Raw genomic sequence first — 13,826 nt, forward strand, 5'->3', positions numbered from 1 at the left:
GGTTGTGCTTAATAAAGCTGTTCTACAGATACTTCAAGATTTTTTTCATAAAATTGTATTTGAAAAGGTAAAATTTCAGCGATTTTAGACTATTTTTTTGGGTTATATCTACTGCGTAGTCATCTGTTGCGCCTGCTTCCAAATAGCAGGTTTGTTTTCCTCACTTTAAAGTTTCAGGGATGAAGTGCTCTGGGATGTTTTTCTCTAATTCAGAATAGCGAGTATCGCTTACCTGTCCCCAGCACTCTTGTTTCTTGGCCCATTCGGAGATCATTTTTCCACCAGCGCCGCGATGAAGTGCTTCATTTACCTCATGCGCCCAAGTTGCTAGTTGTCTTTGCAGCTGTAGTGAAATGGCTTGCTCCTGCCAGACACGTTGAAAGTTGAAATTATTACCCATTTTAAGCGCGAGCACCGAGACCGTGTAGACCGTGATGTTGCCTTGGAATGCGGGGAACAAGGGTCTGATAATCTTCTGGGCAGACTTGAAGAGGATTGCCTTTGCAATCATTTCTTTGAACTGCTCTTGGTCCGGGATCACATTTCCCCCAGCGCCCTCTCGTTCGGCTAGCTCATCCATGAATGCCTGAAAATTCTTCTGGCTACCCAGTCCAACAACATGAGGTTTTTGCTCCCAAGTGAGCAGAAACTTCGCTAGATCTGGCTTGGTGATCTTGCGGAATGTCGGGATGGCAACCTGCAGTTTTTTCTTTTGAGCAGGTGTAGTCGCCTCCTTTTCCAGCATCACCTTGTAGCTTCCTGCTGATCGTTCGTAGAACCAGCGGCCCACACCATCCGGACAATATGTGCGCATGGACAGTTTCTCCAACTCACGGTGGAATGGCTTGTTGGCGGAAAGGTCTGACTGCTTGACGACATTCTGGCTGTTGGCATAGCGAGAAATATTCGAGATCAGCTCTTCGTCATCACCTTGCCCATTTCGCAGCACGATGATCTTGGCTGGGACTCGTACGTTACTCAGATCTATCTCAGGATTTTTCTTCTTGGCGAAGTAGATGGAGGCAGTCGTCTGCCCGCCGTTAACTATTTGCATACCCTGCAGCCACAGGATGCCCGTTGATCCATCTTTAGCGCGGTCCAGTTTGGCTGCATCGGCCACAACAACGATGCCATTGTTGTATGCCATGAAACGGTCAGGATTATTCCGCAGACTGTCGCGAATCCCCTTGTTCACTCCTTTGCTGTTTACCCCAAGGAATGAGCGTACGTTGGCTTCAAGAATGCGCGGGCCGTATTTTTCGTAGAGAAAGCGTAGTGCCTCACCAGGTACTGCTGTCAGAGCATAGTCATACTCGTCGTCACCTGAGCCCGGAACCCATACGCTTGGTAGCGCTGTTCCGCAGAGGTCCTGAAAATTGACTATTAGTTCATCGCGCGGTCGGCCTTGTTGCCAATGGTTAAACAAGCGCTGAATATCCATGACTTCAAGTCGGACCTGCTTGCCTTCGACATCATGGGGGGCGTAGGTCCTTGTTTTGACCAGCGCGTCAGTAATTATGAAGATCCTTATGTTGTCGAGTGTCTTGAAGATACGTTCGACTTCCGTTACCAGCGCGTAGGCATCATTGGTTTCATCGAGCTTTCCGGCTAGCTGCCCGGTTGCGCAGAACCTGAGGAACTGCAGGCCTTCTTTTGCCGCCTTGCCTACTTCTTGGTCGGGAAGGGATTCGATTTCGTCCAGTGCCTTATAGAGACTGACAAAAAGATCGAGCCTGTCGGGGCTTCCATTTTCGTCTGTGGTTTCGGACACCGAGTAGCCACTGATTCTGACCTTATAGGCCGCGCTTTTCCCGCCGATGCTGCCTCCGACTTTTGCCTCGTAATGACAGACCGTTGGCTCAAAGGTGATGCCTTCATCTGCCATATGTGTCATTACCTGCTCGGTGAAAACGGCCTCGGCAGGAACCGGCGCTGCACCTGGAGCAACATCTTTCTCTATTTCTTCTCTGATTGATGCCTGCGTTTCTCGCAGAAAGTCCACAAGTTCCATCAAACGACTCCAAGTTTCTCAAGCACATCCGAAAGAGGGCAGTTATCGACCGGAAGCAATGCCAGATCGAGTTCATACTGCGCTCGGCGAATAGGTGTAGGGATGTTGAAAGGTGTCAGCTTAGGAAATTCCGAATCCACGAGATGGATCCTGATCTCGCCTAGCGAAAAACGACGTGTGTAGGTTTCTGCCTGCATGTCCAGATAGCCGACATGAAGGAGTGCCTGCTCGAAAAGTCTTGTCGCTGCAGGATCGGGCTCCAGAAGATGGCGAGTATTCGATACGTACTCGGGAAGAGTTATGCCCGACTCGTTCGATCCAAAGCGGAGCGCTGCAAGGAAGAGTGGCGGGCACTGGGAGTCGTCCAACTGGTCCAAAGAGGCAATCCTTACTGGAAAGCCTTCCGTGGCCATTGTTGATTTGACCTCTATTGCACCTGTCCCCAGTTGGAAGTCATGCAGGCCGTCGAGCGGTCCTTTCCATCCATCAACTGCAGAGAAAAGCGGTACGCCTTCATCAAAAAGGTAGCGCAGCAGGCAGATCTCACCTACAAGCCCCAGTTCGGCCTCGACGCTAAGTCCTTCACGGCCCCTGCGCATGAACTCCTGCCATCCGCGTACCCTTCCAAGCAGCCGTTGATACAGCAGCTCTTCAGGGTAGCTATCGGATGAGTCAATAAGCCCGCAGACATCCGTCACAACAGTGGCAAACAGTTCAAGATTGCCCGCAGATTGGCGAACGACTGCAAGCCATTGATATTCGCCAGCAGTCTCGCCAAGAGTCGCTCTTTCCATGCGAAATCCCTGTCCTTGGGGTAGCTGTGAGGTCGGAGCTAACTTGGCACTCGAAAACCCAATCAGAATGGCCTCTTCATTTCCGGGAGCATGCCTAGCGGCTTTTACTCGACAGGTGCCTGACTGAAAGAGATCTATGGATCTCCATCCGGGGATCGATGCGTTACCGGGAAGCGCCCTCCAGGTACCCAGAATTTCGGTGCTACTCAGCGCCGCCATATTGCTGCTCCCACAGAAGGTTTGTGACGACATAAGGCACTGATTTCCCCGCATGGCTCGAAGGAAAGCTGATAGCAAATGCAATGATAGGAGTTTTAACGCCTGAAACGTCAGATTGCTCCGGGTCGAGAATAGATATCAGCAGCAGCCCTCTTTCGGGGGCGGGGACTACGGTGTCGGCCCCAAGGCCACGGATACGTCTGATGTAGGGGCCGCTTGGAACCTCAGGCAATTCTCTGCCTCTTGAGCGACCCGGGTCGGGTTTCCAGCTTTTCTGCGTCAACTCAAGTGCGGCATTCCATGCCGGCTCATCGATATCCAGCGCCTCGTCCTGAGGTGACAGCAGGCGGCCAATGGAATACTTATCGTCAGTATCCAGAGATTTGTTTTTTCGCTTCATGCGTTTGATCTGAAAGCCCGCAACGTTCTCCGTCTCCGCAACACCACCACCGATTACGGCAACAGTCCAAGAGGTAAGCTCGCCGATGCGGCTCATTTCCTCTATGAAGTTCGCGAGTAGATCGCTTCTAACCTTCCGGGAATCCGGGTGCGTTTGATACGACCTTAGAAAGTCGACTACCGGCTGCACCGGAACATCAACCCAATTCACACCGTTCCAGTTGTCTTTTCGGCCATTTCGGCTCTGAGAAGGGATTAAGGACGGCATTCCCAAGCTATCGGCAAGGAAGTTGAAAGCACCCAGGTTCTGTTCGAGCTTTGCAGGGTTTTTGAAGAAACTGACCGTTTCGACAATGTCACCGCTGAAAGACAGATGCAGGGTTTTTGCCGTCCGCATTTTCAGCGGTGATGTGACCATCAACACGGGATGGGACACTACCTTGAGACCATAGTCGCGTGGCGTAAGGCCGCTATCCATCATGAAGTCGAATTCGGCTCTAAGCTCTTCGGCAGCATCGGCAATGTGTTCGAACCATTCGACTAGATCTTCCGTGGTGTAAAGGCGACACAAATCTAGGTAGCCTGGTCGATAGCCAAACCAGCGGCCCATTTGCATCAGTGTGTCGTACATCTTGGAGGCGCGGAGAAAGTAGCTGACGCATAGTCCCTCAAGCGTAAGCCCACGTGCCAGTTTGTCACCGCCGATGGCAATGACTTTTAGTCCCGTGGCGCTGTCGGCATAGTCCAATGCATCCTTTGCCGTACCATTGATCATGCGCACATCGATCTGCTCCAGCAGATCCGGTAGAGCCTGTTCTATCTCAATCCAGTCTGTAATTGTGCGGTGAGGCGACTCCGACGTTTGCTTTTCAACGCTGTCGCTAGTTGACAGGAAGTCACGGCTCCACAGGCTACGCAGTTCGGATAGAGCGCCCTGATGATCAATGCGTCGTCTGAGACGCTGTTTCAAATGCATCACGTAATCGTAGACTTGTCCGTGTACATGCTGCTGAACAAGGTTGAAGCGGGTAACGTGAACCAGCATGGAGCTGTGCTCTGCTCCCTGACCACGAAGTTGTCGAATTGTGCATGCAAGGATGAATGCCTGTATTGCCTCGATAAGTGAGGGCGGCATGATATCTGGGGGCGTATGACTGCTTTTGTGACTAACAGGCATCCAGCCACTCTTGCCATCTTCCGAGCACTGGTCCGTGACCGGGCGAACCAGATCGAGCGCACCGAGTCGCCCATTTTCGCTAGCCAGCCCGAAGACTCTTGATGGACCTACGTAACTGGATGGGGCTGAGAGATTGGTGATAAATGCTGCCGGGAACAGGTCTGGTCCTTCCTTGGTGGTCTCGCCTTGTTCATGGATATAGATGTTCGCAAACGGCGTGGCGGTGTAGCCGATATAGGCCTTTCTTGAAAAGGAGTGCAATATTTGGCGAATGAGGCTGTTTATTGCCGTTGGCTCGTGTTCAAGGTCCGGCTGGCCGTTGTCGTCGACAACTTTCTCTCCTGTATCCACTGATGCATGGTCCGCTTCGTCGTCAACGATCAGAAGGGGGAGATGCGTTACCAGTGGGCGGCCAGTCTCCGGGTCTGTCGTTTCAGCCACATGTTTGTGAATCCACTTCAAAAGGCGCTGTAGGACTGTCTTGTTCTTCTTTACTACGAAAAGCCACGGCTTCTGTTCAGGTGATACGCCAAGGTTCTTTACGAACTTGGTATTGAAGTCACCTGTCTCTGTCCTATTGGTTACGTACTGCGGGCGTAGAGCCGGTGAAGGATCAATCTTTCCTACTCCAATTGCAACGTTGCCTTCACCCTCAATGGGGCTGGTCTCGTAGCCAAGAAATCCTTCATCCAGTCGCATTTGCGTTTGGGAACGCAGGTTGTTGTGAAGGCCTGCCAGTACGATGATTATCTTGTAGCCAGCATCGGCTGCCTTGCAGATCAGGCCCGTATAGTTCCCTGTCTTTCCTGACTGCACATGACCAACCACCATACCGCGACGATCCCATGAGCCTTCGCGTTTCGGATCTTCGAGCATCGAGAGGATGTTGTCGGTTGTCTTGTCGAGTGCTTCTATAGCGCTCCATGGCAGTTTCTTCTCCTGCCATTCTCTGTATCGCCGCCAGTAGCGCCACTCCTTCTTTCGCTCGCTGGTAAGCCAGGGTATGTGCCCGGCCATATCGACAAGCGACGAATCATCACCAACCCAGATACTGAATCGCCTAATGAGTTCGTCAGTGACAGCGGTGCGGTCGAGCCCTTCTGCCTTGGTCGGCATGATCTTCAGCACCATGTCGATCTTTTGCGAAATCAGGGTCGGAGTAATTGCTGACTTGTCCTGTTCGTCTGCAAGCATTTCCTGGACGATTTTGACCACACTCCATTTGTTGTCCTCGGACATTCGCTACGACTCCTTATAAATTGTCAGGCAGAGCATCTACCAAGTAAGGGAAGGCATGGAAGGGTTCTGTCGCTCGGAGTTGTTCCTTGGCGGAGGAGGCTGAGTATCCCTTCCTCTCGACCATGCCGCGGTACATGACCATCAGAATCTCACTGACCTCGCTGGATGGTGCCTTCTCGAACCCCGTACACGGGGTATCCTTGTTTTCTGCCGTATCAATCCATATCCGCTGGACAGGAACGGTTTCTTCGATAACTCGCAGCATTGCCTTGATCTGGGGGAGCAATGTTCCTGCTTCATCCAGAACGTCTCTTACTGCAGGGTGGTCGCTATCTATTCTGTATCGCATTCCACTGGCGAGCCGTTCGACCTTCCATGCTTCAGCAACCTGCTTGTTGCCAAGCAATGTTGGTCGTCCTCTATGGGCAAAAGCTCGTCTGGCGCGGGCACGGGTCGCTTCGGCTAAGCTGGTCAACCAGTCTCTAAGATAGATGGGGGGCCGTGCTGTGGACTTCCTGATATCGATTTTCCAGTCGGCATCTGCAGAGTTCGGGATATCAATCCGGATTCTGGCCAGGCGATGGGCTTCGTCCTTTGTCCAAGATCTACCGGTTCCCAGCCCAAGCCAGCTGCCTGCTACCAGAAGGCGTTCGTTGCGATAAACGTAGAATCCCTGTTGCGCTGTCCAGCCATCAGGGCCGCCCAAGCGCTCGAAGTCTTCAGGCGAAAGCATGTCCTTGTGCGGTAGAACATGACATTCGGCCTCGATACCTCTGATGGATGGATGTTTGAATACGGGAGGGTTGTATGGCTTTCCCGGATGGTCCGTCATAAAGGGATCCCAAGGCCTTACGGGCTGACCATTGAGCAGAACTCTGAGGCGGGGCCTGCTTCCTTCAAGGTATCGGTGAAAGACCATTCCGAGATGCTGCTCCACCTTGTCGGCAAGGTTAAGAAAGTCCTGAACCGTACTTCCTGGCGTAATAATTCTGTCTAGTTCCTCCCACAGCACCATTGTTCCTTTGCCTGCATCAGAAAGAGGCGCCAGACATTTCTCCGAGCCTGGGTGGGGGCCCTCTAGAAGGTGCCAGCCGCCATCATGGCTATTGGCTAGGTAGTCGAGGTCCCAGCGTAGAGACTGCATGTTGTCGGTGCCGATTGTCGCTACAGTCAGCCTGCGACACTGTGAGAAGGAGGCGGTCTTGAGTCCAAGGCCAAAACGACCAAGATCAGACTTTGATCGCTCCTCTAGCGGGTTTCGCTCGCCCAGTCTCATGGCAAGATCAAGCCCGGCTGCTGACATTCCAGTGCCGTTGTCTAGGCAGGTAATTCGGCTCTCTGTCTCTGCCCAGATTAGTTCGACTCTGACTTCCGACGCACCTGCCGCTACACTGTTGTCGATAATGTCGGCCAGTGCTGTCTGTGTGTTGTAGCCAAGCCCACGCAGTGCCTCGACCATTGCGCTGGCCTTTGGAGGGGCATTTCGACTCTTGAATGACGGTGGCAAGTGAACTCTCCCTGTCGAGCATGTAGTGCCTGGATTGACTCTATCTCGTGTCTTTTCCGTTTCTGATAATGCGCGCTACAACATCTGCAATCTGTCGAGCCAGAAGCGGTGGAACTGCGTTGCCCACTTGATGGAATTGCTGCGTTCTGTTTCCGAGAAAGAAATAGTTGTCAGGGAAAGTTTGCAGTCGGGCGGCCTCGCGGACAGTCAGGCTTCTGCATTGTCTGGGATCATAATGAATAAAGTAGTGACCGTCCTTGGCGATATGGCTGGTTATCGTCGTGGAGGGAATGCCCGATCTCTGTACCCGGAAGCGGTCGCTGAACTTTCCGGTCTTCCAGTTTTTATGGTCTGGTTCGAGTCCTGGCAGGTTGAAGTCATGGTGGCCTTTGGGCGAGTCCTTGTATGTCTCGGCAAAGGCGGTAGCGTAAACGTATCTACGCAGATCGGAGCTCATGTGCCCTCGTGCTTCATGATTGAGCCAATACTTGAGCCGAGGATCCTGCAGCCAGCCATCGAGGTGGGTGCCTGTCACGCCATTCCATGCACTCTTTTTGAGAACACGTAATCCTCCCGAGTTCAGGTCTCTACCATCGTAGCTGCTGGCGAGAATACCGAGTTTTGTGGCTAGACCTAGTCTTTCAGGCATATCGGGTACCTGTAGAAGGCACTCCTGGTTCAGCTCCCTCAGATGCTCACGCACGGTATCTGCCCAGACATCAGGAGAGTCCTTTACTTTGGTAAGAGTGCTTCGCAAGGGCGGTAGGCAGCCGATGACCTTGTCTATTGATGGTCCTTGGACTGGTGATAGCTTGTGATCTCCAAGAGCGTTTAGATACTCCTCGGAAACACCGAGAAGTATCACTCGATGCCTGGCCTGAGGAACGCCGTAGTTCTCGGCCCGAATGATGTAGTTGCTTGGTTCGATGCTGTCCGGGTCAGCTCCGCTTTCGTAGATGTCATCGGCTACCAGCGAACAGATCCTGTACTTTGGCCCGTTTTCGCTTTCTCCCAATGCTGCGTCCGGGTCAGCGAGGTCTCGCAGGATCTGTGGAAACATCTGCTCGCCAGCTACTTTCGATGAAAGAATCCCTTTCACGTTCTCCATCACGAAGACTGCGGGTCTTTTCTTTTGAATGATCCTCAGGTATTCACGATAGAGAAAGTGTCGATGATCGTCCTCTGCTCGATAGTCCAGTTTTCCGCGATTTCTTGCACGCCCGACGATTGAGTAGGCCTGGCATGGTGGGCCGCCGATCAAAACCCATGGTTTGGTTTCGTCGAGGCGATGTTCCAGCATTCTGTCGAGCCGGATGTTGCCTTCTTCTGTACCCAGCTCCAGCAGCTGCGCCTCGTTGTCAGCATGCTTCCAGGCCTCAAGACTTCTGTTTGTGTAGGGCTCCGCTACATCTGCTGTTTCGCAAAAGTTGTAATAATCCTCTAGGGCCTCGGGTTGTTGGTTTTTCAGCAGCCTGTAGAAAGCCCGGAGTCGCAGAGTGGAGCGAGCCGAGATCTCCATCTCGGCTGAGACCTTGATCTCGAAGGTCTCAGCATTGTTGCTGGAGTGAGAGGAAAAGCCCTCTCCGAGACCGCCTGGGCCTGCAAAGAGATCCACGACCTGGATGGGATAGCTACGACTCATGAAACCACGCTGTTTTGAGGAAGTACTAAATGGATGTCGTCGACCGCGCCACAAGATCCCGCATGATGGCTGGCATCAAAGGGAAGGGCACCAAGCCGGAAATGACAGTCAGGCGCTTTCTGCACGCCCATGGCTACCGGTTCCGACTTTATCGCAAAGACCTGCCGGGAAAACCGGATATTATACTGTCTAGACTCAGGGTCTGTATTTTTGTACATGGGTGTTTTTGGCATCGCCATGCTGGATGTAAATATGCTGTCTTGCCCAAGACACGAGTCGATTTCTGGGCGGCCAAGCTTCAATCCAATGTTGAAAGAGACTTGACGGTATTGCAGAGGTTGGAGAGTGATGGATGGAACGTTCTGGTCTTGTGGGAGTGCGAGCTCAGACATCCTGAGACCGCCCTGCTTGCGTTGCTTGAGCGCCTGAGGGCTCTTGAGTAGTGCGGCAGATTGCCAGTGAGCATCCCTGCGATCTGATGCGTTCACAAGGCTTCGTCGAGGGCGGTTAGAATGCTTAAAGCCCACGGGTGGCATTCCCATCCACCTGGCCCGCTTCTCTTCAGGTAGTGGCTTAGGGAGCCCGTAAGTAGTTTGTTGATATCCGCGATAGGGTATCCAAGTACCAATTCAGCGTGGGCAGCTCGGTCCCCCGGGTTGTCTGCAAAGTATCTCAATAGGTCCAATGCGATGGTTCCGAGTTTTGCCGTGCGCTCTAAAAGCGTGTTCTCCCCAAGTGAGGAAGTGCGACCTTGTGGCGGTAGAAGAAGCTCTTCGACCCATACTGATTCGCTCAGAGATTCGGCGAGGCCCGAAATCACTGCGCCACGTTCTATGGTGCGGTAGGCACCTATAGTTTCTTGGGTGGATTCGGCCTGTGTTCTCAGGACTTGGTCATCTACTTCTGGTTTTTGCGCCTCATCTGCTGGTATCCAATCCCAGTCCAGTGTTTTCTCATCTTCGATGGATATGGCTGTATCGATCTCAGACTCTGTATTTTCAGCAGATGGATTTGTATTCGTAGGGGGGAGCGGGGTGCTGGATCTTTCGCTGAAAAGCAGCTGCATCTGTATCAGCTTGCTCAGGCGTTCTGAGTCGTGCTTTTCGCGCAGGAAATCTACTAGCAAGTCGCGCGCTTCATTCTCTAGGCCAACAGATACCAGCGAGGAAGATGCGCGTATAACGCCATGAGGCAGATTTTCCCGGAAGTAGGCACGAAGTAGTTCTGCACACTCATCGATGTGAGTTGGGAGTGACTCTGGTAGTACGCGCGTGACAAGCTCCACCCAGTCGTCAAGCTTCGTACTCACATGGTAGAGGGCCGCATCGTGTTCGGTTTCGATATGGATACAGCCGTCTTCTACTGGCCAGAGCAATTTTCTGTAGGTGACGGCAGGCCGCCCCCCATCCATTCTGAGGGGGCGCATGATGCGGTCGATTTCCTGTCCGCGAGACATCACCCTTATCGCTACTTCCATATCCCTATCGCCTAAACGGAAACTAACAGCACTCGATGTCGTAATGCTGGCCACATGCAGTATCATGCCTAGAAACGACGCTGCTTCCAAGGGCTCTATTCGAGCGTTGGATCAACATTTCTCGGTGATTCCCTAATCGTTTCCAGATCAATAGGGTGGTGAGGCGATAGTAATACCGGGTGGCGTCGGAATGATCCTTCAGGTGCTGAGTGAAAAACCAGCGCACATGCTTGAGCTGCCAGGTCCAGGGATTATCGCGTTGCCATCGCTGTTGTATGGCGGCCTGCATGATTCGGGCTTGGCATAGGTGGCGTTGCTGCGTGATCTTCGAGCCGGTCAGTACGCCGCTCAGGAACAGCGCCATATCGAAGGGCTTGGTCACGCTCTACCTCCAATGTAAGCCGAAACCACATCAATCCGGTTATGCCCGAGCTCAAGGCTGATTTGTTGGCGCGCCCGTTGATCAAGGTCGCGGTCAATTCGATAGCAGTGGTCACCATTGACTGGGGCCGCGTGGCCAGTGAGCTGTTCGTAACGCTCGCAGGCATAGGCCGCTCGCAGTTCATGAAAGCCCTTAAGCGCTTGTTCATGTAGCACTTCGCGGGCGGGGAGTACGGTCTGTTGCAGGAATGCGGCGTAGCTTTCGCCTCGGGCCAGCAAGTTGCGGCTGCGGGGCGGCGACGCATTTCGGGCGAGCTGTAGCGCCACCTTCACCTCTTCATTAGCATTGAGCCATCGCGGCGCTGATGCCCCTGAGCGGCCGCCTTTGGTGCCGTCCTGGATGTTGATACGGCCCAAGTGTTCGGCTTCGCGTTGCAGTCGTGGTAGGTCAGCCAGGATCGCTTCGCGCAGGCGCATACCGGTTGTTCGAGCCAACAGAACAATTGCCGCCACCCGCTCGTGGTGCTGTTCGCCAAGCGCCTCAATCACTCGCTGCACTTGTTGGCGGTCTTGGCCATCCGGCGCGCGGGTGCGTACGTTAGAGCGCTGCTGTCCCAACGCCAGGCTAGGGCTGGCGATCCTCACGTCCTGATCACCGCGCAGCGCAGCGAGGGTTCGGTTGACGCTGCTTAGGCGGTTCTGCGCGGTCGCGATGCAGAGTTCACCTTGCTGGATCTGCAGGCGCAGGTACGCGGCATAGTCTTGCAGCGTCCGTCGATCGATCTGACGTGCATCGTTGTAACCGGGGCCGTCCACTGATCGACACCAACGCACGAACGCTTGCCAGCGATCGCTATGCGCTTTGACCGTGGCGAAGTGGCCGCCGGCAAACAAATCGTTTAGCGCTTGTGGGCCGGCGTAGCTCAGCTGGCGGCCATAGCCAAAGTTGCGACCATCACGCCGACCGACCAGTGCCATCGTCATCACCGTTTTCGTTTGTTTGCAGAAAGAGCAGCAGGGCTTTCCAGTGGGGGCTGAGCCTGTCCACCTGCTGCCAGTGTGTCGGGCGGATCAGGAGGGCGTTCTCCTGGTGTTCCAGCAGTGCCCCTTCCTCACGCAGTCGCTCGATCAGCAGGGCGATGTTGGCGGGGTCAAGTGGTGGGGTGGCGGCTGCGGCGACAGTGGCGACAACCCGCGTCATTCCTGGCCTGGCGCGTGGCGACAAGGTGGCGACAGAAGCGGCGACACGCCGTGTTTCTGGTTGCGATTGATGTTGCGCCTGGTAGCAGCGTACCGAGTCATTGAGGCGAAACATGGCGGACCTCGAAAGTTTTGGCATCGCGACTGTTCAACCAGTTATGCGTGATTAGCTCGACGAGCAGTGTGGCGGTGTGATGGCTACTCTTGCGGGCAAAGCGAGGGCCGTTGCGATTGAGGTCGCGGATGGTGAATTGGGTCCAGCCTTTTTGCGTCAGCCAGCGCAGCAGTCGATCCGCTTCCTCACGTAAAGTGTTGATTGGCTCTTGTTCGGTCAGGCGTTGGATCTCCGCCAGGTAGTAATCCATCAGTGTTGAGGCGCGTTGAATGTGGGCCTCACTCACTACATTCGCATCTTCAATTACCGCGAGCACACCGGCGATGCGCAGCACATTGGCCGCTGCTTTTCCTGCGACGGATTGGACTCCTGCCAGTTCACCGAACTCGCCAGACTGGCATTCGATGGTGTCGTGAATATCAATCCAGGCAGTGCGAGCGCTGGGCGTCAGTTCCAGCCTGGCGGGGTTAAGTGAACTGTCTTTGTGCAGCGACAGTGGCTTATCCAGTAGGGCGGTAATGCGCGTTTGGTAGCGCTGAACCTTGGCATCTCGCGTCAGGTCGACTGCCTTGTACAAGCGCTGACCGACCAGACGTTCGGGCCAGCTGATCAGGCAGCGGCCCAGGATGCCTTGGCCTTTGATCACCGAGTCTTTGAGCAGCTGGTTGGCCAAGTAAGGCTGCAGCATCAAATGCAGGCTGAGGCGGCGGTCATAGGCGCGCAGGCTTTCTCCAGCCATGGAGCGCGCCCGGTCGATCGGGCTGCCATCCCACAGTGTCGACAAGGTGGTAATCGCCTTAAGCAGGTTCTCTTTGCTCATGGTGCTGCTGCCCAAGAGTTGGCCACCTTCATCATTGAACAAGCCCATGCTGGGCAAGCCATGGCACAGGCTTTTGATCAACGCTTCGATGGTGGGCTCGGTAATGATCAGTCTCGGCGGTACCGGCTCGGATAGCTCACCGCCTTCCACCTCCGCGCGTTTCTTTGTTGTTTTGGGTTTGGCCATGATGCTGGTAGCGGCGCGATAAGCTTTGAGCTTTTCCGCATACAGGGTCCACTGCTGTCGTTCCCAGTCGCGCGCCGCCTTCAGTGCCAGGTGATCCACCGCGCTTTTTCGATCACCCGAGGACGCCACCGTCAGTAGGTATAGCGACAACGGATAGGTTCGTCCGTCGAGGTGGACATTGGCATGACCCTGACTTACTAGGGCAGCGCTGGCCAGCATCGATTGTGCAGCCATGGCGCAGGGCACGCCGATCACTTCGGCCAGTCGTTCAACCGCAGGGCCCAAGAGATTCCCGAGTGCTTCGACCGGGTAGGGCAGTGGCGACTGCAGGTATTCCAGCAAGGGTTGTGGTGGCTCGAATGCTTCGCACAGTTGCATCGCTATTCTCCTGAGGTTATCGACTTTGTCCTCACTCATCCCGCCACGGTTGTTGAGTGTTATCAGGGATCAAGGCCCCTGCGACCTGTGAGGTTTGTCCACTAACGCAGGACTGACGGCTCCTTACGACCGGGAGCTTGGGCTTCTCATGATCTGGCCTCCTGAGCTCCGATACCGGTGGGCGGGTGGAGGCTACGCTGGCTGACGAGACCAGCGACGCGAGATCCTGAGCCAGGTGAACGCAGCGATGTGGTGACCGGGGCATGCCTGATTGTCATTCA

General features: G+C 54.2%; 11 protein-coding genes. 1 reads left to right on the forward strand and 10 read right to left on the reverse strand.

The features are described 5' to 3' along the window. Nucleotides 1–160: 160 nt before the first annotated feature. The 5 genes from HX814_RS17305 to HX814_RS17325 all read right to left on the reverse strand — a co-directional run bounded on the left by HX814_RS17305 (nucleotide 161) and on the right by HX814_RS17325 (nucleotide 8,988). Nucleotides 161–2,011: an AIPR family protein gene (locus HX814_RS17305; RefSeq protein WP_177009225.1), complete on the reverse strand. Its 1,851-nt coding sequence runs from the start codon at nucleotides 2,009–2,011 to the stop codon at nucleotides 161–163. Continuing rightward, nucleotides 2,011–3,078 (reverse strand): PD-(D/E)XK motif protein, encoded by a 1,068-nt coding sequence (locus HX814_RS17310; protein ID WP_371318526.1) that lies wholly within the window; start codon nucleotides 3,076–3,078, stop codon nucleotides 2,011–2,013. The genes HX814_RS17305 and HX814_RS17310 overlap by 1 nt, the downstream gene beginning before the upstream one ends. Beyond that, nucleotides 3,008–5,839 carry a Z1 domain-containing protein gene (locus HX814_RS17315; RefSeq protein ID WP_177009224.1) on the reverse strand — a complete coding sequence of 944 codons (2,832 nt, stop codon included), beginning with the start codon at nucleotides 5,837–5,839 and terminating at the stop codon, nucleotides 3,008–3,010. The genes HX814_RS17310 and HX814_RS17315 overlap by 71 nt, the downstream gene beginning before the upstream one ends. Before the next feature lie 13 nt (nucleotides 5,840–5,852). Continuing rightward, a complete protein-coding gene (locus HX814_RS17320; protein ID WP_177009223.1) occupies nucleotides 5,853–7,298 on the reverse strand; it encodes an ATP-binding protein in 1,446 nt (481 codons plus the stop codon). An 88-nt stretch (nucleotides 7,299–7,386) separates the two neighbouring features. After that, the gene (locus tag HX814_RS17325; protein WP_177009222.1) at nucleotides 7,387–8,988 is read right to left on the reverse strand and encodes a DNA cytosine methyltransferase; all 1,602 of its coding nucleotides are present in this window, start codon (nucleotides 8,986–8,988) and stop codon (nucleotides 7,387–7,389) included. Nucleotides 8,989–9,017: 29 nt separating this feature from the next. On the opposite strand from HX814_RS17325, the gene HX814_RS17330 reads away from it, so the two are divergent. Next, complete coding sequence (locus HX814_RS17330) at nucleotides 9,018–9,431, forward strand: very short patch repair endonuclease (RefSeq protein ID WP_069077034.1); 414 nt, start codon at nucleotides 9,018–9,020, stop codon at nucleotides 9,429–9,431. Nucleotides 9,432–9,472: 41 nt separating this feature from the next. Here HX814_RS17330 and HX814_RS17335 read toward each other — a convergent pair whose 3' ends face one another. From HX814_RS17335 to HX814_RS17355, 5 genes are read right to left on the reverse strand one after another with little or no spacing between them, the layout of a single operon-like run. Beyond that, nucleotides 9,473–10,465, reverse strand: a complete 993-nt coding sequence (locus HX814_RS17335) for a hypothetical protein (protein WP_177009221.1) — start codon at nucleotides 10,463–10,465, stop codon at nucleotides 9,473–9,475. 22 nt (nucleotides 10,466–10,487) lie between these two features. Then, the gene (locus tag HX814_RS17340) at nucleotides 10,488–10,847 is read right to left on the reverse strand and encodes a hypothetical protein (RefSeq protein WP_371318527.1); all 360 of its coding nucleotides are present in this window, start codon (nucleotides 10,845–10,847) and stop codon (nucleotides 10,488–10,490) included. After that, complete coding sequence (locus HX814_RS17345; RefSeq protein ID WP_177009249.1) at nucleotides 10,844–11,824, reverse strand: integrase domain-containing protein; 981 nt, start codon at nucleotides 11,822–11,824, stop codon at nucleotides 10,844–10,846. Before HX814_RS17345 ends, HX814_RS17340 begins: the two co-directional genes overlap by 4 nt. Next, nucleotides 11,802–12,161, reverse strand: a complete 360-nt coding sequence (locus tag HX814_RS17350; RefSeq protein ID WP_177009220.1) for a hypothetical protein — start codon at nucleotides 12,159–12,161, stop codon at nucleotides 11,802–11,804. Before HX814_RS17350 ends, HX814_RS17345 begins: the two co-directional genes overlap by 23 nt. After that, entirely contained in the window at nucleotides 12,145–13,545 is a 1,401-nt protein-coding gene (locus tag HX814_RS17355; RefSeq protein ID WP_177009219.1) for a YfjI family protein, read from the reverse strand. The genes HX814_RS17350 and HX814_RS17355 overlap by 17 nt, the downstream gene beginning before the upstream one ends. Nucleotides 13,546–13,826: the final 281 nt, after the last annotated feature.

This window comes from Pseudomonas sp. C8002, from assembly GCF_013385765.1.
Lineage (GTDB): Bacteria > Pseudomonadota > Gammaproteobacteria > Pseudomonadales > Pseudomonadaceae > Aquipseudomonas.

Bases quoted from the DNA above. Each gene is read 5' to 3' on its own strand.
- HX814_RS17305 (WP_177009225.1), bottom strand. From the start codon at position 2,011: ATGGAACTTGTGGACTTTCTGCGAGAAACGCAGGCATCAATCAGAGAA.
- HX814_RS17310 (WP_371318526.1), bottom strand. From the start codon at position 3,078: ATGCGGGGAAATCAGTGCCTTATGTCGTCACAAACCTTCTGTGGGAGC.
- HX814_RS17315 (WP_177009224.1), bottom strand. From the start codon at position 5,839: ATGTCCGAGGACAACAAATGGAGTGTGGTCAAAATCGTCCAGGAAATG.
- HX814_RS17320 (WP_177009223.1), bottom strand. From the start codon at position 7,298: ATGGTCGAGGCACTGCGTGGGCTTGGCTACAACACACAGACAGCACTG.
- HX814_RS17325 (WP_177009222.1), bottom strand. From the start codon at position 8,988: ATGAGTCGTAGCTATCCCATCCAGGTCGTGGATCTCTTTGCAGGCCCA.
- HX814_RS17330 (WP_069077034.1), top strand. From the start codon at position 9,018: ATGGATGTCGTCGACCGCGCCACAAGATCCCGCATGATGGCTGGCATC.
- HX814_RS17335 (WP_177009221.1), bottom strand. From the start codon at position 10,465: ATGGAAGTAGCGATAAGGGTGATGTCTCGCGGACAGGAAATCGACCGC.
- HX814_RS17345 (WP_177009249.1), bottom strand. From the start codon at position 11,824: ATGGCACTGGTCGGTCGGCGTGATGGTCGCAACTTTGGCTATGGCCGC.
- HX814_RS17350 (WP_177009220.1), bottom strand. From the start codon at position 12,161: ATGTTTCGCCTCAATGACTCGGTACGCTGCTACCAGGCGCAACATCAA.
- HX814_RS17355 (WP_177009219.1), bottom strand. From the start codon at position 13,545: ATGCAACTGTGCGAAGCATTCGAGCCACCACAACCCTTGCTGGAATAC.